General features: G+C 63.8%; 14 protein-coding genes and 4 tRNA genes. 17 read left to right on the forward strand and 1 reads right to left on the reverse strand.

Going from position 1 to position 21,992, the window contains the following annotated elements:
• Positions 1 to 33: 33 nt before the first annotated feature.
• Positions 34 to 615 carry a DMP19 family protein gene (locus tag HLA98_RS12830; RefSeq protein WP_160320759.1) on the forward strand — a complete coding sequence of 194 codons (582 nt, stop codon included), beginning with the start codon at positions 34 to 36 and terminating at the stop codon, positions 613 to 615.
• 98 nt (positions 616 to 713) lie between these two features.
• Positions 714 to 1,805, forward strand: coding sequence for a redox-regulated ATPase YchF (gene ychF, locus HLA98_RS12835; protein ID WP_057501645.1), 1,092 nt, complete (start codon positions 714 to 716; stop codon positions 1,803 to 1,805).
• 585 nt (positions 1,806 to 2,390) lie between these two features.
• On the opposite strand, the gene HLA98_RS12840 is transcribed toward ychF, so the two are convergent.
• Complete coding sequence (locus HLA98_RS12840) at positions 2,391 to 5,129, reverse strand: TonB-dependent receptor plug domain-containing protein (protein WP_057501646.1); 2,739 nt, start codon at positions 5,127 to 5,129, stop codon at positions 2,391 to 2,393.
• Between the two features lie 170 nt (positions 5,130 to 5,299).
• Between HLA98_RS12840 and HLA98_RS12845 the strand changes: the two genes are divergently transcribed.
• The 15 genes from HLA98_RS12845 (at position 5,300) to rpoC (ending at position 21,937) form a co-directional block, all read left to right on the forward strand.
• A complete protein-coding gene (locus HLA98_RS12845) occupies positions 5,300 to 6,319 on the forward strand; it encodes a cyanophycinase (protein ID WP_057501647.1) in 1,020 nt (339 codons plus the stop codon).
• A gap of 105 nt (positions 6,320 to 6,424) precedes the next feature.
• On the forward strand, positions 6,425 to 7,441 hold the full coding sequence (locus tag HLA98_RS12850; RefSeq protein ID WP_057501648.1) for an isoaspartyl peptidase/L-asparaginase family protein: 1,017 nt from the start codon (positions 6,425 to 6,427) through the stop codon (positions 7,439 to 7,441).
• 137 nt (positions 7,442 to 7,578) lie between these two features.
• Positions 7,579 to 7,664: transfer RNA gene (locus HLA98_RS12855), tRNA-Tyr, on the forward strand.
• 24 nt (positions 7,665 to 7,688) lie between these two features.
• Positions 7,689 to 7,762: transfer RNA gene (locus tag HLA98_RS12860), tRNA-Gly, on the forward strand.
• Between the two features lie 49 nt (positions 7,763 to 7,811).
• Positions 7,812 to 7,887: transfer RNA gene (locus tag HLA98_RS12865), tRNA-Thr, on the forward strand.
• A 41-nt stretch (positions 7,888 to 7,928) separates the two neighbouring features.
• The gene (gene tuf / locus HLA98_RS12870) at positions 7,929 to 9,119 is read left to right on the forward strand and encodes an elongation factor Tu (RefSeq protein WP_004154360.1); all 1,191 of its coding nucleotides are present in this window, start codon (positions 7,929 to 7,931) and stop codon (positions 9,117 to 9,119) included.
• Positions 9,120 to 9,221: 102 nt separating this feature from the next.
• A tRNA-Trp gene (locus HLA98_RS12875) sits at positions 9,222 to 9,297 on the forward strand.
• A 49-nt stretch (positions 9,298 to 9,346) separates the two neighbouring features.
• The gene (gene secE, locus HLA98_RS12880) at positions 9,347 to 9,760 is read left to right on the forward strand and encodes a preprotein translocase subunit SecE (protein ID WP_049445146.1); all 414 of its coding nucleotides are present in this window, start codon (positions 9,347 to 9,349) and stop codon (positions 9,758 to 9,760) included.
• 10 nt (positions 9,761 to 9,770) lie between these two features.
• Positions 9,771 to 10,331, forward strand: a complete 561-nt coding sequence (gene nusG, locus HLA98_RS12885; RefSeq protein ID WP_004154362.1) for a transcription termination/antitermination protein NusG — start codon at positions 9,771 to 9,773, stop codon at positions 10,329 to 10,331.
• Positions 10,332 to 10,618: 287 nt separating this feature from the next.
• Positions 10,619 to 11,047: a 50S ribosomal protein L11 gene (gene rplK, locus HLA98_RS12890; protein WP_004145248.1), complete on the forward strand. Its 429-nt coding sequence runs from the start codon at positions 10,619 to 10,621 to the stop codon at positions 11,045 to 11,047.
• Between the two features lie 4 nt (positions 11,048 to 11,051).
• Positions 11,052 to 11,750, forward strand: coding sequence for a 50S ribosomal protein L1 (gene rplA, locus HLA98_RS12895; RefSeq protein WP_057499514.1), 699 nt, complete (start codon positions 11,052 to 11,054; stop codon positions 11,748 to 11,750).
• A gap of 386 nt (positions 11,751 to 12,136) precedes the next feature.
• Positions 12,137 to 12,673, forward strand: coding sequence for a 50S ribosomal protein L10 (gene rplJ / locus HLA98_RS12900; RefSeq protein ID WP_010480377.1), 537 nt, complete (start codon positions 12,137 to 12,139; stop codon positions 12,671 to 12,673).
• Between the two features lie 63 nt (positions 12,674 to 12,736).
• Positions 12,737 to 13,105: a 50S ribosomal protein L7/L12 gene (gene rplL, locus HLA98_RS12905; RefSeq protein WP_010480374.1), complete on the forward strand. Its 369-nt coding sequence runs from the start codon at positions 12,737 to 12,739 to the stop codon at positions 13,103 to 13,105.
• A gap of 364 nt (positions 13,106 to 13,469) precedes the next feature.
• The gene (gene rpoB, locus HLA98_RS12910; protein ID WP_049401089.1) at positions 13,470 to 17,624 is read left to right on the forward strand and encodes a DNA-directed RNA polymerase subunit beta; all 4,155 of its coding nucleotides are present in this window, start codon (positions 13,470 to 13,472) and stop codon (positions 17,622 to 17,624) included.
• An 89-nt stretch (positions 17,625 to 17,713) separates the two neighbouring features.
• The gene (gene rpoC, locus HLA98_RS12915) at positions 17,714 to 21,937 is read left to right on the forward strand and encodes a DNA-directed RNA polymerase subunit beta' (protein WP_057499513.1); all 4,224 of its coding nucleotides are present in this window, start codon (positions 17,714 to 17,716) and stop codon (positions 21,935 to 21,937) included.
• The last annotated feature ends 55 nt before the right edge of the window (positions 21,938 to 21,992 follow it).

Here is a 21,992-nt window from a genome sequence, read left to right on the forward strand (position 1 = left end):
GACCCGCGTACTCCCTGCACCGTGTGTGGCGCCATGATCCTGCTGGCGACGGCGGCCCGGAACGATGGGCTCTGCATGCCCTGCCGGAATGGCACGCGGCAAAGCATGGAAGAGGCGAAGGTGCGAAACAAGGAAATGCGCGAAGAGCTTGACCGATACGAGAATTCCGCTGCAGGGCGCCACTGGAACTGGCTGGTGGAACAGGAAAGCGGCTCGGGCTGTGGATTCTCAGGGCTAGTGACGCCAGATCAGCGCTACTTCGCGGTTTCGGTGACAAGTAGCGAAGTCTGGCGTGGCGGTATTGGTACGTACTTCGACAGTTACTCGGGCGCCTATTACGAAGAGACGCTCGCAGGTCTTGAAGAAATGGGCCTGGTCGAACTGGGCGACGTGCTGAAAGAAGCCAAGATGGTGCTGTTCGGTGACGAAGCAGTGCCCAAGGATGAAGGTGTCCGCTGGGAGAAAATGTACGGTCAGCATAATGAGTTGCCGGACGGTGTCGAAGTTCTGCTGGACCGCTTGAGCCAGAGATTTGGTGAGACTGAGGAGAGGCTACAGCTTTCTGCGGCACTACAGACCTACGCTGAGAAACACAGGCTGTACGCCGCGTTCTAGCGCGGGCTACTGGAAGGACGATTGGGGATTGAGGGCATGCCCGCAGGCGAGCCTTGAATCCCGAATCATCCACCTACACTCAAACCCGGATTCAACACATGGGTATCAAATGCGGCATCGTCGGCCTGCCCAACGTCGGCAAGTCGACCCTGTTCAATGCGCTGACCAAGGCGGGTATCGCCGCGGCGAACTTCCCGTTCTGCACCATCGAGCCGAACGTCGGCATCGTGCCGGTGCCGGATCCGCGCCTGAACGAGCTGGCAGCGATCATCAACCCGCAGAAGGTCATCCCGACCGCGGTCGAGTTCGTCGACATTGCCGGCCTGGTGGCCGGTGCCGCCAGCGGTGAAGGCCTGGGCAACAAGTTCCTGGCACACATCCGCGAAGTCGATGCGATCACCCACGTGGTGCGCTGCTTCGAGAACGCCGACGTCATCCACGTCAACAACAAGGTCGACCCGATCTCGGACATCGAAACCATCGATACCGAACTGGCGCTGGCCGACCTCGACAGCGTCGAGAAGGCGCTGAACCGTGCCGAGCGCGCCGCCAAGGGCGGTGACAAGGACGCCGCGGCGCGCAAGCCGGTGCTGGCCAAGCTGCAGGCCGCGCTGTCGGATGGCAAGGCCGGTCGCTCGGCGGGCCTGGACGAGGAAGAGAAGGCGCTGGTACGCGATCTGTTCCTGCTGACCCTGAAGCCGGTGATGTATATCGCCAACGTGCTGGAAGACGGTTTCGAGAACAACCCGCACCTGGACGCCGTGCGCGCGCACGCCGCCGCCGAAGGCGCGCAGGTGGTGCCGGTGTCGGCCGCGATCGAAGAAGAGCTGTCGCAGCTGGATGACGAAGACCGCGATACCTTCCTGGCCGACCTGGGCCTGAGCGAGCCGGGCCTGAACCGCGTGATCAACGCGGCCTACAGCCTGCTCGGCCTGCAGACCTACTTCACCGCTGGCGTGAAGGAAGTCCGCGCGTGGACCGTGCGCAAGGGCGCTACCGCCCCGCAGGCCGCCGCGGTCATCCACACCGACTTCGAGAAGGGCTTCATCCGCGCCGAGACCATCGCGTATGACGACTTCATCAAGTACAAGGGCGAAGCTGGCGCCAAGGAAGCCGGTCGCCTGCGCCTGGAAGGCAAGGAATACCGCGTGCAGGAAGGCGACATCCTGCACTTCCGCTTCAACGTCTGATCCAGCGGCAGCGGATCGACCCCGAACGCCCCGCCTTGCGCGGGGCGTTCGCGTTTCTGGCGATGGACAAAAAATCACCACGCTGCGAAACGCTTGCGGCGTGACGTTCGCCGGCACTTGTCCACAGCAAACTCCCATCGCTTTCCACGCCAGGTGTGGAAAACCGACGAACCTGATGTAGAGCCGAGCCCATGCTCGGCTGATGCCCGCCGGAGCCGAGCGTGGGCCCGGCTCTACAAGGGGCTCGCCCGCGCGACCTGGACAAATTTTCACCGCGCTTCGAAACGCCTGCGGTGCAATGCTCGCACCCACTTGTCCACATCAAGTTCCCATCGCTCTCCACGTACCGTGTGGAAAACAATCGGGGCCATGGACAAAAAATCACCACGTCCGGAAACGCCTGCACCGCAACGCTCGAACCCACTTGTCCACACCAAGTTCCCATTGCTTTCCACGTGTGGTGTGGAAAACCCCAGATGGCCCGCTCTGGTAGTCGCCCACCAAGGTGGGCATCTACCAGAACCGCAAACAACAAGGCCCGCCAGTGGCGGGCCTTGTCGTCCACGTTCTGCAATGCGGCGTGCCTTACAGCGCGCTGCCACCGAACTTGTGGGTGTACTGCAGGTTGATGGTGCGGCCGACGCTGTCGAACCAGGACACGTCGTAGTACGGATAGGCCGTATAGGTGAGGTCCTTCGGCGGCATCTTGTTGAACACATTGACCAGCGACAGCGACAGGCGCGAGTGGTCGTCGAAGCGGTACTGCAGCGAAGCGTTGTAGCGGTACGTCGCCTTGATGTACGGGCTGTCACCGCTGTCCCACGTGAATACCTGGTCGTAGCTGTCCGAGGTCGGCAGCTTGCCGAGGCGCGAGCCGTACACCGTTGCCGACCACGCATCCCTCTCCCAGGTCACGCTCAGGCTGGTCTTGGTGCGCGGGATGTCGAAGTTGCTGTTGACCGCGAACTGGTCCTGGATCGGATCACCCGGATAACGCTGGAAGTCATGCTTTTTCACCCAGGTGTGGGTGCCGTTGAGGATGAAATCACCGATGCCGGTCTGCAGGCGGTAGCGCAGGCCAACGTCGATGCCGGAGGTGGACTCGCGCGCAACGTTGATCGGCGCCACGCGCACGCCATACAGGCGCCCGTCGTTGCTGCGGGTGATGCGTGCGAGCGCATCTACGCAGGTCGGCGAGTTGACGTCGGCAGTACCCAGGCGGCAGTTCGCTTCACTGGCCAGGATCGTGCGCACGTCCATGTCCTGCACCTGCTTGCGCATGTCGATGTCAAACCAGTCCACCGACAGATCCAGGCCGATCGCCGGCGACCAGACGAAGCCGGCACTCCACGAGGTGCTGGTTTCCGGGTCGAGCTGGCGGTTGCCGGTGCGGCTGCGGATCAGGTTGCGTTCGTAGTCGGCGCAGTCCGTGGCACCGTCGGCGCGACAGCTGTACAGGTCTTCGGCGGTGGTCTCGTCGTTGCCCGGTCCGGCGAACACATAGTGCAGGTCCGGTGCGCGGAACGCGGTGCCGTACGAGCCACGCACCAGCAGGGTGTCGATCGGGCGCCATTCCAGGCCGCCGCTCCAGGTCGCCTTGCCGATGGTGTGGCCGGAATAGCGGTACTGGTCGTAGCGGCCGGCCACGCTCAGGTTGACCGTCTCGTGCAGCGGCATGCGCAGCTCGGCCGCCGTGGCCCAGCGGTTGCGCGAGCCCTGGCCGTCCGAATCCTTCCAGCTGTAATAGTAGTACTGGGTGGCCAGCGGGTCGGGATTGAGCGAGTACGCCTGCTGGCCCACTTCCACGGTCGCGGCGAAACCGGCATCGCCCCCCGGCAGGCCGAACAGCGCGGAGTTGGTCAGCGTGAACGCAGCCGTCTCGGTGCGCGACTTCGGGGTGTAGGTGGTGCGCGCCGCGATCGAGTCGTACTCGGCGCGGGTCAGCGGCCGGTACAGGCGTGACGGATCGGCGTTGTAGATCGGGAAACCGTCGTCGTCCACGCCCAGCTGCGGGCCGAGGAACAGGTCGTTGGCCTTGGCGGCAATGATCTGTGCCCAGCTGATCCGCGACTGGTACTGCGAATGGCTCAATGCCGCTTCGTAATCCCAGTTGCCGGTCAGGTTGCCCTTGAAGCCGGTGGTCACGCTGAAGGTCTTCTGCGTGCTGCGCACCATCGCATTGCGCAGGCCACCCATTTCCTCGGGTGAGAACTGGCGCTGCCAGAACTCGATCTCGCCGGTGGCTTCGTTGTTGAAGTAACCCGACTCATCGCCGTTGGCGTCCATCCGGCCCCACTTGGTGACGTCGCGCATCAGCGACATCGTGTGGTAGCCCAGCTGCACATCGGCGAACCACTGCTGGCCATTGTCGAAGTCGTAGCTCAGCGAGGCGTAGCCATTGGCACCACGGCGCTTGCTGAGGATGGTGCCGTAGCCGATCGAGCTGTCACTTCCGCAGTAATAGCCATAGCGCGGGCGGTAGGCGCGGTAGGTGCTGCCTTGGTTCTGCCCAGCCAGCGCTTCGCAGGTGGCCGCGCCCGGGTCCAGGTAGTCATCGTTGTAGTCGGTGCGCAGGTAAGCGCGGCGGGCGATGCGCGAGCCCTCTGTCGGGCCGTCCTGGGTCGAATCCTGGATATCGCGCTCGTACGCCCACAGCGGGGTCTGCGATTGCAGCTCAACGCTGTACACCGCGTTGAAATTGCCGCGGCTGAAACCGCTGGCCAGGCTCATGTCGAACGACTCGCCACCGCCTTCGCTGGTGGTGCCCATGCGCATGTCGATGGTGGTGCCGTCGGCCTTCTTCTTCAGGATGAAGTTGACCACGCCGGCGATCGCGTCCGAGCCGTAGATGGCCGAGGCGCTGCCGGTCAGCACTTCGATGCGCTCGATCATCCCCAGCGGGATGTTGGAGACATCGGTGAAGTTGCTGCGGCCCTTGAACGGCATCGGGAAGTCGGCGATGCGGCGGCCATTGACCAGTACCAGCGTGTGGTTCGGGCCCAGGCCGCGCAGGTCCACCTGCTGGGCGCCCGGCGAGAAATCGGCGCCACTGGAAGACTGCTGGCTCTGCGTCTCACCGCCGTTCTGGGTCATCGCACGCAGCACGTCCGGCACGCTGGTGAAGCCGCTGGAGCGGATCTGTTCGGCGTTGATCACCGTGATCGGGGCGGGGCCTTCCACCTGGGCGCGCGGAATGCGCGAACCGGTGACCTGCACCGCATCCAGTTGTCGAACCGAGGAGGAAGCCGGTGCCTGGGCCGCCGCAGAAGCAGCCACGCCCATCAACGCCAGCTGGATCGACCACGCCATCGCCTTTCTACGCATGAGGAATTCTCGGAAATGAAGCCGGCCCGCAGAGGAGGGGCCCTGTCCCCCATTCAGATTTCCGGAATGGGCGCGCGCATTTAACGCCTTTTTTATGTCCTTGACTACTGGACCCCTATCTGGCAAAGAGTGAAAACGCTTGCAAGTGGATTCTGTTCAGGGAGATCAAGATGCGACGCCTCCATCGGACCCTGCGTACCCCCTTTGCCTGGCTGGCGCTGCTGGTGTTGGCCATGCCGTTGGCCGCCCTTGCGCAGGACCTGCAGGGTCCGGGCTTCGCCTACTACGAAACCGGGGATCTCGACGCACCCCGGCCCGGTCCGCGCGCGCCAGCCATGATGCTGATGGGCGGTGGCGAATGGGTGCCGGAAGCCTTTCAGTGGTGGCTGAAGCAGGCCGGGAATGGCCGCGTGCTGATCCTGCGCGCTTCTGGCAGTGACGAGCTGCAGGACCGCCTGTATCGCGAGATCGGCGGGACCACCGCAGTGCAGACGCTGGTCTTCGACAGCCGCCGCGGCGCCGACGATCCGGCCGTGCTGCGCGTGGTTGCCGCAGCTGATGCCATCTTCATTGCCGGTGGTGACCAGTCGCGCTACATCCGCTTCTGGAAGGGCACTGCGCTCAACCGCGCGCTGAACGCCCATGTGCGCGCCGGCAAGCCAATTGCCGGTACCAGCGCCGGGCTCGCCATCCTCGGTGGCTATGCCTACGGCGCGATGGACGGCGGCAGCATCACCTCCGCGGGTGCGCTGGCCGACCCGATGGGCAGCGCGGTGACCATGGACAGTGGCTTCCTGCAGATGCCTTACCTGCAGCGCGTGGTCACCGACACCCACTTCGACAAGCGCGATCGGCTCGGCCGCCTGATCGTGTTCGTGGCGCGCGCCGCCCAGGACAGCGGTGATCCCGACATCGTCGGCATCGGCGTTGATGAGGACACCGCCCTGTGCGTGGAGCCCGATGGCCAGGCCCAGGTCTACAGCGCCGATGGCGAAGGCAAGGTCTGGGTGGTCAGCCCCGGCCGTGATGCCGACCGTCTGGTGGAAGGCGAGCCGCTGCGCTTCCGTGCCGTCCCGGTAACCGTGGTCGCCAGTGGCAGCCGCATGCGCCTGGACGACGTCCAGGCCGACGCCGACTATCAGGCGGTGGCAGACATCAGCGACGGCGAGATGGAGTTCACCCTTCGGTAGTGCCGGCCGCTGGCCGGCAACTCGCCTTCCCTGACGCGCCCCTTGCCGGCCAGCGGCCGGCACTACCCTGCAATCCATTCCCTCGTCCTGCTGGAGACGTACCCGATGAAACTGCGCCTGGCGCTGTCCGCACTGTTGTCCCTGCCCATGCTTGCCCAGGCCGCGCCGGCCACCTCACCGCTGCTGGTCATCCACGGTGGCGCCGGTGTCGAGCGCAAGGACCTGTCGCCGTCCGAAGAGAAGGCTGCGCGCGATGCGTTGCGCGCTGCGCTGCTGAAGGGCCATGCCGAACTGGCGGCCGGTCGCCCGGCGCTTGCAGCGGTCACTGCGGCGATCACCGTGCTGGAGGACGACCCCACCTTCAACGCCGGCAAGGGCGCAGTGTTCACCCACGACGGCCACAACGAGCTGGATGCGGCTGTCATGGACGGCGCAAGCCAGGCGGCGGGCGCGGTGGCAGGCGTCCAGCGCGTGCGCAACCCGATCCTGCTGGCGCAGACCGTGATGCAGAAATCCAGACACGTGATGATGGTCGGGCAGGGCGCCGAAGCCTTCGCGGTCGAGCAGGGCATGTCTCTGGTCGATCCCTCCTACTTCCGCACGGAGAAGCGCTGGCAGCAGCTGCAGCGTGCACTGAAGGAAGAGACCAGTGGCCAGGCACACGCCGATCTGGAGACCGCAAAGCACTTCGGGACCGTCGGTGCGGTCGCCTTGGATGCACAGGGGCACCTGGCGGCCGGTACCTCCACCGGCGGCATGACCAACAAGCGCTATGGCCGGGTGGGTGACTCGCCGATCATCGGTGCAGGCACCTGGGCCGATGCGCGCTGTGCGGTATCGGGCACCGGCTGGGGCGAGTACTACATCCGCACTGCTGCCGCACACGAGATCTGCGCGCGCATGCGCTACCAGGGACAGAGCCCGGAACAGGCAGGCAAGGGCGTGATCAACGAGGCGATTCCGCAGATGGGTGGCGACGGCGGTGCGATCGTGCTCGGCGCAGACGGCAAAATGGCCACGCCGTTCAACACCCAGGGCATGTATCGGGGCTGGATTGGCGCCGACGGTGTCCCTCATGTCGCAATTTTCGCCAACGAGACCCTGCCGGTCCCGGGGCAATAACCTTGCGTATCAATGGGTTTGCGACAGCGTGTGAAAAAAGTGGAAAAAAGCGTTGACAGCCCCCCGTCCCATCAGCAGAATAAGCGGCTCACCACCACACACCGCAACGCTTCGGCGGCAACGGAATGGGGTGGTAAGGAGGGATACCCAAGCGGCCAACGGGGGCAGACTGTAAATCTGCTGGCTTACGCCTTCGGTGGTTCGAATCCACCTCCCTCCACCAGTTTCACGTTGTGACATTCCCGGCGCGGGAGTAGTTCAATGGTAGAACCTCAGCCTTCCAAGCTGATGGTGCGGGTTCGATTCCCGTCTCCCGCTCCATTGAATGAACTTTGAATATTATCGAGTTCATGTCATAATGCAAAACTCGGCTCACGTAGCTCAGTCGGTAGAGCACTTCCTTGGTAAGGAAGAGGTCGAAGGTTCGATTCCTTTCGTGAGCACCATCTTAAGCATCACCTCTCAGACGAATTCGAGATAAGCAGCCATGGCCAAGGGTAAGTTCGAGCGCACCAAGCCGCACGTCAACGTCGGCACCATCGGTCACGTCGACCACGGCAAGACCACGCTGACCGCCGCACTGACCAAGATCGGTGCCGAGCGCTTCGGTGGCGAGTTCAAGGACTACTCCTCGATCGACGCCGCTCCGGAAGAAAAGGCGCGTGGTATCACGATCTCGACCGCGCACGTCGAATACGAATCCCCGGTCCGTCACTACGCCCACGTCGATTGCCCGGGCCACGCTGACTACGTCAAGAACATGATCACCGGTGCCGCCCAGATGGACGGCGCGATCCTGGTGTGCTCGGCCGCTGACGGCCCGATGCCGCAGACCCGCGAGCACATCCTGCTGTCGCGTCAGGTCGGTGTGCCGTACATCGTCGTGTTCCTGAACAAGGCCGACATGGTTGACGACGCCGAGCTGCTCGAGCTGGTCGAGATGGAAGTGCGCGAGCTGCTGAGCAAGTACGACTTCCCGGGCGACGACACCCCGATCATCGCCGGTTCGGCCCGTCTGGCGCTGGAAGGCGACCAGAGCGACATCGGCGTGCCGGCCATCCTGAAGCTGGTCGATGCCCTGGACAGCTGGATCCCGGAGCCGGAGCGCGCGATCGACAAGCCGTTCCTGATGCCGGTGGAAGACGTGTTCTCGATCTCGGGCCGCGGCACCGTGGTGACCGGTCGTATCGAGCGCGGCGTGATCAAGGTTGGCGACGAAATCGAAATCGTCGGCATCCGTCCGGTGCAGAAGACCACCGTGACCGGCGTTGAAATGTTCCGCAAGCTGCTGGACCAGGGCCAGGCAGGCGACAACGCTGGCCTGCTGCTGCGCGGCACCAAGCGTGACGACGTCGAGCGTGGCCAGGTTCTGGCCAAGCCGGGTTCGATCAAGCCGCACACCAAGTTCGAAGGCGAAGTCTACGTCCTGTCGAAGGACGAGGGCGGCCGTCACACCCCGTTCTTCAACGGCTACCGTCCGCAGTTCTACTTCCGCACCACCGACATCACCGGCGCAGCTGCTCTGCCGGAAGGCGTCGAAATGGTGATGCCGGGTGACAACGTCAAGATGGTCGTCACCCTGATCAACCCGGTGGCAATGGACGAAGGCCTGCGCTTCGCCATCCGCGAAGGTGGCCGTACCGTCGGCGCCGGCGTGGTCTCGAAGATCATCGAGTAAGCCTGCAGTACCGGTGGTTGCATAGCGCCGCCGGTTACGCGAATGGCGGGCCGGGAACCTCGGTCCGCCTTCGCCGTCTAAGGGAAGGCAAGTTTTCAACGTACGCCAGTAGCTCAATTGGCAGAGCAGCGGTCTCCAAAACCGCAGGTTGGGGGTTCGAGTCCCTCCTGGCGTGCCATCTGCCCACCTTATCCAGCGGCCTGGGCCGCTAAAGCAGACACAGCCTGATGAATAGCAAGATCGAACACTCCAAGGACAACTCCGCCAACGGTGGAGATATCGTCAAGTATGTCGCCGCATCGCTGCTGGTGCTGGCCGGTCTGTTCGTCTGGTTCTGGTTCTCCGCCGACTCTGGTCGCGCCGCCCAGCTGGGCGCGTGGGCAGGTCAGCTGCGTGCGTTGGCGGTCGTGGTCGGTCTGGTTGGCGGTATCGGCGTGTTCATGCTGACCGGCAAGGGGCGCGACACCCGCGAATTCCTCTCCGAGTCGCGCTTTGAACTGCGCAAGGTGGTCTGGCCGACGCGCCAGGAAGCCATCCGCATGACGTGGGTCGTGATCGTCGTGGTGCTCATCCTCAGCCTGTTGCTGGGTGGCTTCGACTTCCTGATCCAGAAACTGACTCAGTGGTTCCTGAGCCGCTAAGGAGAATTGCATGAAGCGTTGGTACGTCGTTCACGCCTATTCGGGCTTCGAGAAGTCGGTGGCGCAGGCTCTGCGCGATCGCATCGTCCGTGACGGCATGGAAGAGCGCTTCGGCGACGTCCTGGTCCCGACCGAGGAAGTGGTCGAGATGCGCGCTGGCCAGAAGCGCCGCTCCGAGCGCAAGTTCTTCCCGGGTTACGTGCTGGTCCAGATCGAGACCCATGAAGAAGCCGGCATTCCGCGCATCGACAACGAAAGCTGGCACCTGGTCAAGGAAACCCCGCGCGTGATGGGCTTCATCGGCGGTACCGCCGATCGTCCGCTGCCGATCGCCGATTCCGAGGCCGAAGCCATCCTGAACCGCGTTCAGGAAGGTGTCGAGAAGCCGCGCCCGAAGGTGCTGTTCGAACCGGGCCAGATGGTCCGCGTCACCGATGGCCCGTTCAACGATTTCAATGGCGTCGTCGAAGAAGTCAACTACGAGAAGAGCCGTCTGCGCGTCTCGGTGCTGATCTTCGGTCGCGCTACTCCGGTCGAGCTTGAGTTCGGCCAGGTCGAAAAGGCCGTCTGACCAGTCTTGTAGAGTCGAGCTTGCTCGACTTTGCTGATCAGTCGAGCAAGCTCGACTCTACGGAACCAGAAACCGGGCCTTGCCCGGTTTCGTTCGTTTATGTGCCGCTTCAGGCATGTGAAGAAAAAACCTGATATAGTGCGCGGCTCCCCGCTGGGAAGCCAGCAGGACGAGGCCGCCGCAAGGTGGCCTTCAGCATGATTTCAAAACGCGATGCCGGGACGCGTGATTCCCGGTCCGATGGGGAGCCTGTTGTCGAAAGGCGCTAGCACCCGGAGAGCACTCACATGGCAAAGAAAGTTGTCGGTTACATCAAGCTGCAGGTGAAGGCCGGTCAGGCCAACCCCTCGCCGCCGGTCGGTCCTGCGCTGGGTCAGCGCGGTCTGAACATCATGGAATTCTGCAAGGCGTTCAACGCTGCCACGCAGAAGCTCGAGCCGGGTCTGCCGGTTCCGGTGATCATCACGGCCTACTCGGACCGTACGTTCACCTTCATCACCAAGAGCACCCCGGCCACCACCCTGCTGAAGAAGGCCGCTGGCATCTCGTCGGGCTCCAAGCGCCCGAACACCGAGAAGGTCGGCAAGGTCACCCGTAAGCAGCTGGAAGAGATCGCCAAGGCGAAGGAACCGGATCTGACTGCCGCCGATCTGGACGCCGCCGTGCGTACCATCGCTGGCTCTGCCCGTTCCATGGGCCTCGTGGTGGAGGGTTAATAAGATGGCACAGACCAAGCGTGAGAAGGCCATCAAGGCCGCCGTCGTTCCGGGCAAGGCATACGCCTTCGAGGACGCGATCAACATCCTGAAGAGCGCCACCAAGGCCAAGTTCGTCGAGTCGATCGACGTCGCTGTGCGCCTGGGCGTCGATGCGAAGAAGTCCGACCAGCAGGTCCGTGGCTCCACCGTGCTGCCGGCCGGTACCGGCAAGTCGGTCCGCGTCGCCGTGTTCGCTCCGGCCGGTGCCAAGGCTGACGAAGCCCTGGCCGCTGGCGCCGAAGCCGTCGGTATGGACGATCTGGCCGAGAAGATGCAGGCCGGCGATCTGAACTACGACGTCGTCATCGCGACCCCGGACGCCATGCGCGTCGTCGGTAAGCTGGGCACCGTGCTGGGCCCGCGCGGCCTGATGCCGAACCCGAAGGTCGGCACCGTTTCCCCGAACCCGGGTGAAGCCGTGAAGAACGCCAAGTCGGGTCAGGTCCGTTACCGCACCGACAAGGCCGGCATCATCCACTGCACCATCGGCAAGGCCGACTTCGCCGAAGACGCGCTGAAGTCGAACCTGACCGCGCTGCTGATGGACCTGATCAAGGCCAAGCCGGCCACCTCGAAGGGCACCTACCTGCAGAAGGTTTCGGTCAGCTCGACGATGGGCCCGGGCGTCACCGTCGACCAGTCGTCGCTGACCCTGAAGTAATTGTTTCAAGCGGTCACGGTACCTTCGGTGCCGTGACCGTGACATTTGAAGGCATCGCTGGCAGTGCATCGCCCGCGGTAGCCGTCAAAGACCGCAGGCGCGGTCATGGCAATACCGGCGACGGGCACGGAAGCTCGATCTGGCAAGGAGTCGCCGCCGGAGCAGTCATGAGCGCTTAATCGATTCCCCGGAATCACCCTGCGTAGATGGTGCCCTTCTGGAGTTTTTCTGGTTCACGCACGTCTGGGTTTCCCAGGTTGGCCCACTCCAGGTCTAGAACGGCCCACCCCCGGAACATCATCCCGATGTTCCCGGCGTCCAGGATGGATGCCGCACAGGACCGCACACGGCAGGAGCCGTAAGCGGAGTTCAATAGGAGGAGTGCAATGGCTCTCAATCTGTCCCAGAAGCAAGAAGTAGTCGCCGAGCTGGCAGACGTCGCCGCCAAGGCCCACTCCTTGATCGCAGCCGAATACGCTGGCACCACGGTCGCCCAGATGACCGCGATGCGCAAGCAGGCTCGTGAAACCGGTGTTTTCTTGAAGGTTGTCAAGAACACCCTGGCTTCGCGCGCCGTTGAAGGCACCGAGTTCGCAGTCGCCCAGGACCAGATGGTTGGTCCGCTGCTGTACGCGTTCTCGCTCGAGGAGCCCGGCGCTGCCGGTCGCCTGATCAAGGAAGCCGCCAAGGGCAACGACAAGCTGAAGGCTAAGGTCGTCGCCATCGGTGGCGAAGTGTTCCCGGCAAGCCACGTCGAAGTGCTGGCCTCGCTGCCGACCCGCGACCAGGCCCTGGCCATGCTGGCCCGCGTCCTGACCGAGCCGGTCACGATGTTTGCCCGCGCCATCAAGGCCGTTGGCGAGAAGCAGGGTGGTGGCGATGTTGCCGCCGACGCTGCCGAGCCGGCCGCCGAGACCGCCTGAGTTTCGACTTACCGTGGTTCCTGACGGAACCTCAACCCAGAAAATCATCCAAAGGTATTAATCATGTCCCTTACCAACGAACAGATCGTCGACGCCATCGCCGAGAAGTCCCTGATGGAAGTGATGGAGCTGGTCAAGGCCATCGAAGAGAAGTTCGGCGTCTCCGCCGCTGCTCCGGTTGCCGTGGCTGCTGCCGCTGGCCCGGCCGCTGCTGTTGAAGAGCAGACCGAGTTCACCGTCACCCTGAAGTCGGCCGGCGACAAGAAGGTCGAAGTCATCAAGGCCGTCCGCGCCATCACCGGCCTGGGCCTGAAGGAAGCGAAGGACCTGGCCGAAGCCGGTGGCGTCCTGAAGGAAGGCGCTTCGAAGGACGACGCCGAGAAGATGAAGAAGGACCTGGAAGCTGCTGGCGCGACTGTCGAAGTCAAGTAAGCAGTTACCTTGCATCGTCACCGATTCGCGGCGATGCAGCCAAGGCTGGGGGCGTAAGCCCCCGGCCTTTGGTCGTTGTTGCGGTGTTGTAGAGTCGACTGTTAGTCGACTGCTGTGAAGGAAGTCGACTAACAGTCGACTCTACCGTTTCAAAAGCAGGCAAAAAGCCCAACACGGGCTGCAGTCAAACCCCGGCCGGCCAGCGCAGCGCGCGGCAGCAGGGGCGTGGTAGCAGACGAGTTGGCAGTTGGAAGTAGCGGGAGAAGGCGTGCTGGTGCCGGCAATACCAGCGACTTCCAACTGACAATTTCAAGTTCCCTTCGGATCGTGGGCGCACGATCCGCACAACAAGGTGGAAGACCTCATGACGTCCTATTCGTTCACCGAAAAAAAGCGTATCCGCAAGGATTTCGGCAAGCAGCGCTCGATTCTCGAAGTGCCGTTCCTGCTCGCCATCCAGGTGGATTCCTATCGTGAATTCCTGCAGGAAAACGTCGATCCGGCCAAGCGCACGGACCACGGCCTGCACGCTGCGCTGAAGTCGGTCTTCCCGATCGCCAGCTACAGCGGCAACGCTGCCCTGGAATACGTCGGCTACAAGCTGGGCGAACCGGTCTTCGACGAGCGTGAGTGCCGCCAGCGTGGCATGAGCTACGGCGCCCCGCTGCGCGTGACCGTGCGCCTGGTGATCTACGACCGTGAGTCGTCGACCAAGGCCATCAAGTACGTGAAGGAGCAGGAGGTCTATCTGGGCGAAATCCCGCTGATGACCGAGAACGGCACCTTCATCGTCAACGGCACCGAGCGCGTCATCGTCTCGCAGCTGCACCGCTCGCCGGGTGTGTTCTTCGACCACGACCGTGGCAAGACCCACAGCTCGGGCAAGCTGCTGTACAGCGCCCGCATCATTCCTTACCGCGGTTCCTGGCTGGACTTCGAGTTCGACCCGAAGGACGCGCTGTTCACCCGTATCGACCGCCGCCGCAAGCTGCCGGTGTCGATCCTGCTGCGCGCGCTTGGCTACAGCAACGAAGAGATGCTGGCCGAGTTCTTCGAGATCAACACCTTCCACATCAACCCGGATGAAGGCGTCCAGCTGGAGCTGGTGCCGGAGCGCCTGCGTGGCGAGACCCTGGGCTTCGACCTCGCCGACGGCGACAAGGTCATCGTGGAAGCCGGCAAGCGCATCACCGCGCGCCACATCAAGCAGCTGGAAGCCTCTGGCATCGCCGCCCTGGCCGTGCCGGACGACTACATCGTCGGCCGCATCCTGTCGCACGACGTGGTCGACGCCTCGACCGGCGAACTGCTGGCCCAGGCCAATGACGAGATCACCGACGAGCAGCTGCAGGCCTTCCGCAAGGCCGGTGTGGATGCCGTGGGCACCCTGTGGGTGAACGATCTGGATCGTGGCCCGTACCTGTCCAACACCCTGCGCATCGACCCGACCAAGACCCAGCTGGAAGCCCTGGTCGAGATCTACCGCATGATGCGTCCGGGCGAGCCGCCGACCAAGGATGCCGCGCAGAACCTGTTCCACAACCTGTTCTTCACCTTCGAGCGCTACGACCTGTCCGCGGTCGGCCGCATGAAGTTCAACCGTCGCGTGGGCCGCAAGGAAACCACCGGCGAAGCCGTGCTGTACGACCGCAAGTACTACGGTGAGCGCAACGACGAAGAGTCCAAGCGCCTGGTCGCCGCCCATGGCGACAGCTCCGACATCCTGGACGTGATCAAGGTCCTGACCGAGATCCGCAACGGTCGCGGCGTGGTCGACGATATCGACCACCTGGGCAACCGTCGCGTGCGTTCGGTCGGTGAAATGGCCGAGAACGTGTTCCGCGTGGGCCTGGTCCGCGTCGAGCGCGCGGTCAAGGAGCGCCTGTCGATGGCCGAGTCGGAAGGCCTGACCCCGCAGGAACTGATCAACGCCAAGCCGGTCGCCGCTGCCATCAAGGAGTTCTTCGGCTCCTCGCAGCTGTCCCAGTTCATGGACCAGAACAACCCGCTGTCGGAAGTGACCCACAAGCGTCGCGTCTCGGCCCTGGGCCCGGGCGGTCTGACCCGTGAGCGCGCCGGCTTCGAAGTGCGCGACGTGCACCCGACCCATTACGGCCGCGTCTGCACCATCGAAACCCCGGAAGGCCCGAACATCGGCCTGATCAACTCGCTGGCCGTGTACGCCCGCACCAACCAGTACGGTTTCCTTGAGACCCCGTACCGCAAGGTCGTGGACGGCAAGGTCTATGACGAAGTCGAGTTCCTGTCGGCGATCGAAGAAAACGAGTACGTCATTGCGCAGGCCAACGCCCTGACCAATGCCGACAGCGTGCTGACCGAGCAGTTCGTTCCGTGCCGCTTCCAGGGCGAATCGCTGCTGAAGCCGCCGGCGGAAGTCCACTTCATGGACGTCTCGCCGATGCAGACCGTGTCGATCGCGGCCGCACTGGTTCCGTTCCTGGAGCACGATGACGCGAACCGCGCACTGATGGGCGCCAACATGCAGCGTCAGGCCGTGCCGACCCTGCGTGCGCAGAAGCCGCTGGTGGGTACCGGTATCGAGCGCGCCGTGGCGCGTGACTCCGGTGTGACCGTGAACGCCCGTCGTGGTGGCGAGATCGTGCAGATCGACGCTGCCCGCATCGTGGTCAAGGTCAACGAGGAAGAGATCGTTGGCGCCACCGACGCAGGCGTGGACATCTACAACCTGGTCAAGTACACCCGTTCGAACCAGAACACCTGCATCAACCAGCGTCCGCTGGTCCAGGTGGGTGACGTCATCGCCCGCGGCGACGTGCTGGCCGACGGTCCGTCCACCGACATCGGCGAACTGGCCCTGGGCCAGAACATGCTGATCGCGTTCATGCCGTGGAACGGCTACAACTTCGAAGACTCCATCCTGCTCTCCGAGCGCGTGGTGGAAGAGGATCGATACACCACGATCCACATCGAAGAGCTGACCTGCGTCGCGCGTGACACCAAGCTGGGGCCGGAGGAAATCTCCGCCGACATCCCGAACGTCTCCGAGCAGGCGCTGAACCGCCTGGACGAGAGCGGCGTGGTGTACATCGGTGCCGAAGTCCGCGCCGGCGACATCATGGTCGGCAAGGTCACCCCGAAGGGCGAAAGCCAGCTGACCCCGGAAGAGAAGCTGCTGCGCGCGATCTTCGGCGAGAAGGCTTCGGACGTTAAGGACAGCTCGCTGCGTGTTCCGCCGGGCATGGACGGCACCGTCATCGACGTGCAGGTCTTCACCCGCGACGGCATCGAGAAGGACAAGCGCGCCCGCCAGATCGAAGAGTCTGAAATCAAGCGCGTCAAGAAGGACTTCGACGACCAGTTCCGCATCCTGGAAGCCGCCATCTACATGCGTCTGCGTTCGCAGATCGTGGGCAAGGTGGTCAACGGTGGCGCTGGCCTGAAGAAGGGTGACGTGATCAGCGACGCCTTCCTGGACGGCCTGAAGAAGGCTGACTGGTTCGCCCTGCGCATGAAGGACGAAGACGCTTCGGAAGCCATCGAGCGCGCGCAGAAGCAGATCCAGGCGCACGAGAAGGAATTCGAGCGTCGCTTCGCCGACAAGCGCGGCAAGATCACCGCCGGTGACGACCTCGCCCCGGGCGTGCTGAAGATGGTCAAGGTGTTCCTGGCCGTGAAGCGCCGCATCCAGCCGGGCGACAAGATGGCAGGCCGCCACGGCAACAAGGGTGTGGTTTCCAACGTGGTGCCGGTCGAGGACATGCCGTACATGGCCTCGGGCGAAACCGTGGACATCGTGCTGAACCCGCTGGGCGTGCCGTCGCGTATGAACATCGGCCAGATCCTGGAAGTGCATCTGGGCTGGGCCGCCAAGGGCCTGGGCCGCAAGATCCAGGCGATGATGGAAGCCCAGGCGGCGGTTGCCGACCTGCGCAAGTTCCTGGACGACATCTACAACCACGACGACACCAACGTGGCCAACCGTGTCGACCTGTCGCAGTTCAGCGACGAGGAACTGCTGCGTCTGGCCCGTAACCTCACCGACGGCGTGCCGATGGCCACCCCGGTGTTCGACGGCGCCACCGAAGCGGAAATCAAGCGCATGCTGGAACTGGCCGACCTGCCGAGCAGTGGCCAGACCCAGCTGTACGACGGCCGCACCGGTGAAGCGTTCGATCGCCACACCACCGTCGGTTACATGCACTACCTGAAGCTGAACCACCTGGTCGACGACAAGATGCACGCCCGTTCGACCGGTCCGTACTCGCTCGTCACCCAGCAGCCGCTGGGCGGCAAGGCGCAGTTCGGCGGCCAGCGCTTCGGTGAAATGGAAGTCTGGGCGCTGGAAGCCTACGGCGCGGCCTACACCCTGCAGGAAATGCTGACGGTGAAGTCCGATGACGTGCAGGGCCGCAACCAGATGTACAAGAACATCGTCGACGGTGAGCACGAGATGGTCGCGGGCATGCCGGAATCCTTCAACGTGCTCGTGAAGGAAATCCGCTCGCTGGCCATCAACATGGAACTGGAAGACAACTGATCCATGCCGGCGCGGCGGCCTCCGCCGCCGCGCCGCTGGCAGTCAACTGAAAGCCCATCGACACAGCATTCCTCCTTCTGGAGAACACCATGAAAGACCTGCTCAACCTCTTCAACCAGCAGCGCCAGACGCTGGACTTCGACGCGATCAAGATCGCGCTGGCCTCGCCGGACCTGATCCGTTCGTGGTCCTTCGGCGAAGTGAAGAAGCCGGAAACCATCAACTACCGTACCTTCAAGCCGGAACGCGACGGCCTGTTCTGCGCCGCCATCTTCGGCCCGGTGAAGGACTACGAGTGCCTGTGCGGCAAGTACAAGCGCATGAAGCACCGCGGCGTGGTCTGCGAAAAGTGCGGCACCGAAGTGACCCTGGCCAAGGTGCGTCGCGAGCGCATGGGCCACATCGACCTGGCCTCGCCGGTCGCGCACATCTGGTTCCTGAAGTCGCTGCCGTCGCGCATCGGCCTGATGCTGGACATGACCCTGCGCGACATCGAGCGCGTGCTGTACTTCGAAGCCTACGTGGTGACCGAGCCGGGCCTGACCGCCCTGGAACGCCGCCAGCTGCTGACCGAAGAACAGTACCTGCAGGCCCGCCAGGAGCACGGTGACGACTTCGACGCCGCCATGGGCGCCGAGGCCGTGTACGAACTGCTGCGCACGATCGACCTGCAGTCGGAAATGACCCGCCTGCGCGAGGAAATCGCTGCTACCGGTTCGGAGACCAAGCTCAAGCGCCTCACCAAGCGCATCAAGCTGATCGAAGCCTTCCTGGAATCGGGCAACCGTCCGGAATGGATGGTCATGACCGTGCTGCCGGTGCTGCCGCCGGACCTGCGTCCGCTGGTCCCGCTGGACGGCGGCCGCTTCGCGACCTCCGACCTGAACGACCTGTACCGCCGCGTCATCAACCGTAACAACCGCCTGCGCCGCCTGCTCGAACTGAGCGCGCCGGACATCATCGTGCGCAATGAAAAGCGCATGCTGCAGGAATCGGTCGATGCGCTGCTGGACAACGGCCGTCGTGGCCGTGCCATCACCGGCACCAACAAGCGCCCGCTGAAGTCGCTGGCCGACATGATCAAGGGCAAGCAGGGTCGCTTCCGCCAGAACCTGCTCGGCAAGCGCGTCGACTACTCGGGCCGTTCGGTCATCGTGGTCGGTCCGTACCTGCGCCTGCACCAGTGCGGCCTGCCGAAGAAGATGGCGCTTGAGCTGTTCAAGCCGTTCGTCTTCGCCAAGCTGCAGCGTCGTGGCCTGGCCACCACCATCAAGGCCGCCAAGAAGCTGGTCGAGCGCGAAGAAGCCGAAGTCTGGGACATCCTGGAAGAGGTCATCCGCGAGCATCCGGTGATGCTGAACCGTGCGCCGACCCTGCACCGTCTGGGCATCCAGGCGTTCGAGCCGGTGCTGATCGAAGGCAAGGCCATCCAGCTGCACCCGCTGGTCTGCACCGCGTTCAACGCCGACTTCGACGGTGACCAGATGGCCGTCCACGTGCCGCTCTCGCTGGAAGCCCAGCTGGAAGCGCGTGCGCTGATGATGTCGACCAACAACATCCTGTCGCCGGCCAACGGCGAGCCGATCATCGTGCCGTCGCAGGACGTCGTGCTGGGTCTGTACTACATGACCCGCTCGCTGGAAAACAAGAAGGGCGAGGGCATGGCCTTCGCCAACATCGCCGAAGTGAAGCGTGCCTACGACAACCGCGTGGTGGAACTGCACGCGCGCGTCAAGGTCCGCATCACCGAAGTGGTGACCGACGAAGACGGCAACAAGCAGCCGAAGACCTCGATCGTGGACACCACGATCGGTCGCGCCCTGCTGGCTGAAATCCTGCCGGAAGGCCTGCCGTTCGCGCTGGCCAACACCGAGCTGACCAAGAAGAACATCAGCCGCCTGATCAACTCCAGCTACCGCCAGCTGGGTCTGAAGGACACGGTCGTGTTCGCCGACAAGCTGATGTACACCGGCTTCGCCTACGCGACCCGCGCCGGCGTTTCGATCGGCATCGATGACATGCTGATCCCGGACGAGAAGAAGGGCATCCTCACCGAGGCCGAAGCCGAAGTGCTGGAAATCCAGGAGCAGTACCAGTCGGGTCTGGTCACCGCCGGCGAGCGCTACAACAAGGTGGTCGACATCTGGTCGCGCACCAACGAGCGCATCGCCAAGGCGATGATGGACACCATCGGTACCGAGAAGGTGGTCAACGCCAAGGGTGAGACCATCGACCAGAAGTCGATGAACTCGCTGTACATCATGGCTGACTCCGGTGCGCGTGGTTCGCAGGCGCAGATCCGTCAGCTGGCCGGTATGCGTGGCCTGATGGCGCGTCCGGACGGCTCGATCATCGAGACGCCCATCAAGGCGAACTTCCGCGAAGGCCTGAACGTGCAGGAGTACTTCAACTCCACCCACGGTGCCCGTAAGGGTCTGGCCGATACCGCGCTGAAGACCGCGAACTCGGGTTACCTGACCCGTCGTCTGGTCGACGTGGCACAGGACGTGGTGATCACCGAGGTGGATTGCGGTACCACCGAAGGCCTGATCATGACCCCGATCGTGGAAGGCGGCGACGTGGTCGAGCCGCTGAAGGACCGCGTGCTGGGTCGCGTGGTTGCCGAGGACGTGTTCCTGCCGGGCAACGACGAAGATCCGATCGTCACCCGCAACACGCTGCTGGACGAAGCCTGGGTGGCCAAGCTGGAAGATGCCGGCGTGCAGACCATCAAGGTCCGCTCGACCATCTCCTGCGAATCGGCCTTCGGCGTCTGCTCGCGCTGCTACGGCCGCGACCTGGCCCGTGGCCACCTGGTCAACATCGGTGAAGCGGTCGGCGTCATCGCCGCCCAGTCCATCGGTGAGCCGGGTACCCAGCTGACCATGCGTACGTTCCACATCGGTGGTGCGGCGTCGCGAGCTGCTGCGGTCGACAACATCACCGTCAAGACCACCGGCTCGGTGAAGTTCAGCAACCTCAAGTCGGTCGAGCATGCCAACGGCTCGCTGGTGGCAGTGTCGCGCTCGGGCGAAATCTCGGTGCTCGATGCCCACGGCCGTGAGCGTGAGCGTTACAAGCTGCCGTACGGTGCGACCATCACGTCCAAGGACGGTGATGCGATCAAGGCGGGCCAGACCGTGGCCAACTGGGATCCGCATAACCACCCGATCGTGTCGGAAGTGGCCGGTTTCATCCGCTTCATCGACTTCGTCGACGGCATCACCGTCATTGAGAAGACCGACGAGCTGACCGGCCTGGCGTCGCGCGAAATCACCGACCCGAAGCGTCGTGGTACCCAGGCCAAGGACCTGCGCCCGATCGTGCGCATCGTCGACGCCAAGGGCAACGACCTGTCGATCCCGGGCACCGATCTGCCGGCGCAGTACCTGCTGCCGCCGCGCTCGATCGTCAACCTGCAGGACGGCGCTGCCGTCGGCGTGGGTGACGTGGTCGCCAAGATCCCGCAGGAAGCGTCGAAGACCCGCGACATCACCGGTGGTCTGCCGCGCGTGGCCGAGCTGTTCGAAGCACGCAAGCCGAAGGATCCGGCGGTGCTGGCCGAGCGTTCGGGCATCATCAGCTTCGGCAAGGACACCAAGGGCAAGCAGCGCCTGATCATCAAGGACACCGATGGTTCGGAGCACGAAGAGCTGATCCCGAAGTACCGCCAGGTCATCGTGTTCGAAGGCGAGCATGTCACCAAGGGTGAAACCATCGTGGACGGCGAGCCGAGCCCGCAGGACATCCTGCGCCTGCTGGGTGTCGAACCGCTGGCCGCCTACCTGGTCAAGGAAATCCAGGACGTGTACCGCCTGCAGGGCGTGAAGATCAACGACAAGCACATCGAGGTGATCACCCGCCAGATGCTGCGCAAGGTCGAGATCACCGACCAGGGCAGCAGCAAGTTCCTGAACGGCGAACAGGTGGAGCGCCAGCGCGTTATCGAGGAGAATGCCCGCCTTGCAGCCCGCAACGAGCTGCCGGCGCACTTCGATCCGGTCCTGCTGGGCATCACCAAGGCCTCGCTGGCGACCGAATCGTTCATCTCGGCCGCGTCCTTCCAGGAAACCACCCGCGTGCTGACCGAAGCGGCCGTCCGCGGCACCTCGGACAACCTGCGTGGCCTGAAGGAAAACGTCATCGTGGGTCGCCTGATTCCGGCCGGTACCGGCCTGGCGTACCACAGCAACCGCCGCCGCGGCGCTTCCGGTCTCACCGAGTCGGAAATGCAGACCCTGGCCGGCACCCCGGCTGTGGTCGAGGCACCGGTGGTTGAAGCCGAAGCTGAACAGGCTTCGGGCGAAGAATGAGGTATCCGGTCCGGCCGCAAGGCCGGACCACCCCATCGGTCCATCGATGGGATTG

This window comes from Stenotrophomonas africana (assembly GCF_013004645.1).
Taxonomy (GTDB): Bacteria; Pseudomonadota; Gammaproteobacteria; order Xanthomonadales; family Xanthomonadaceae; genus Stenotrophomonas; species Stenotrophomonas africana.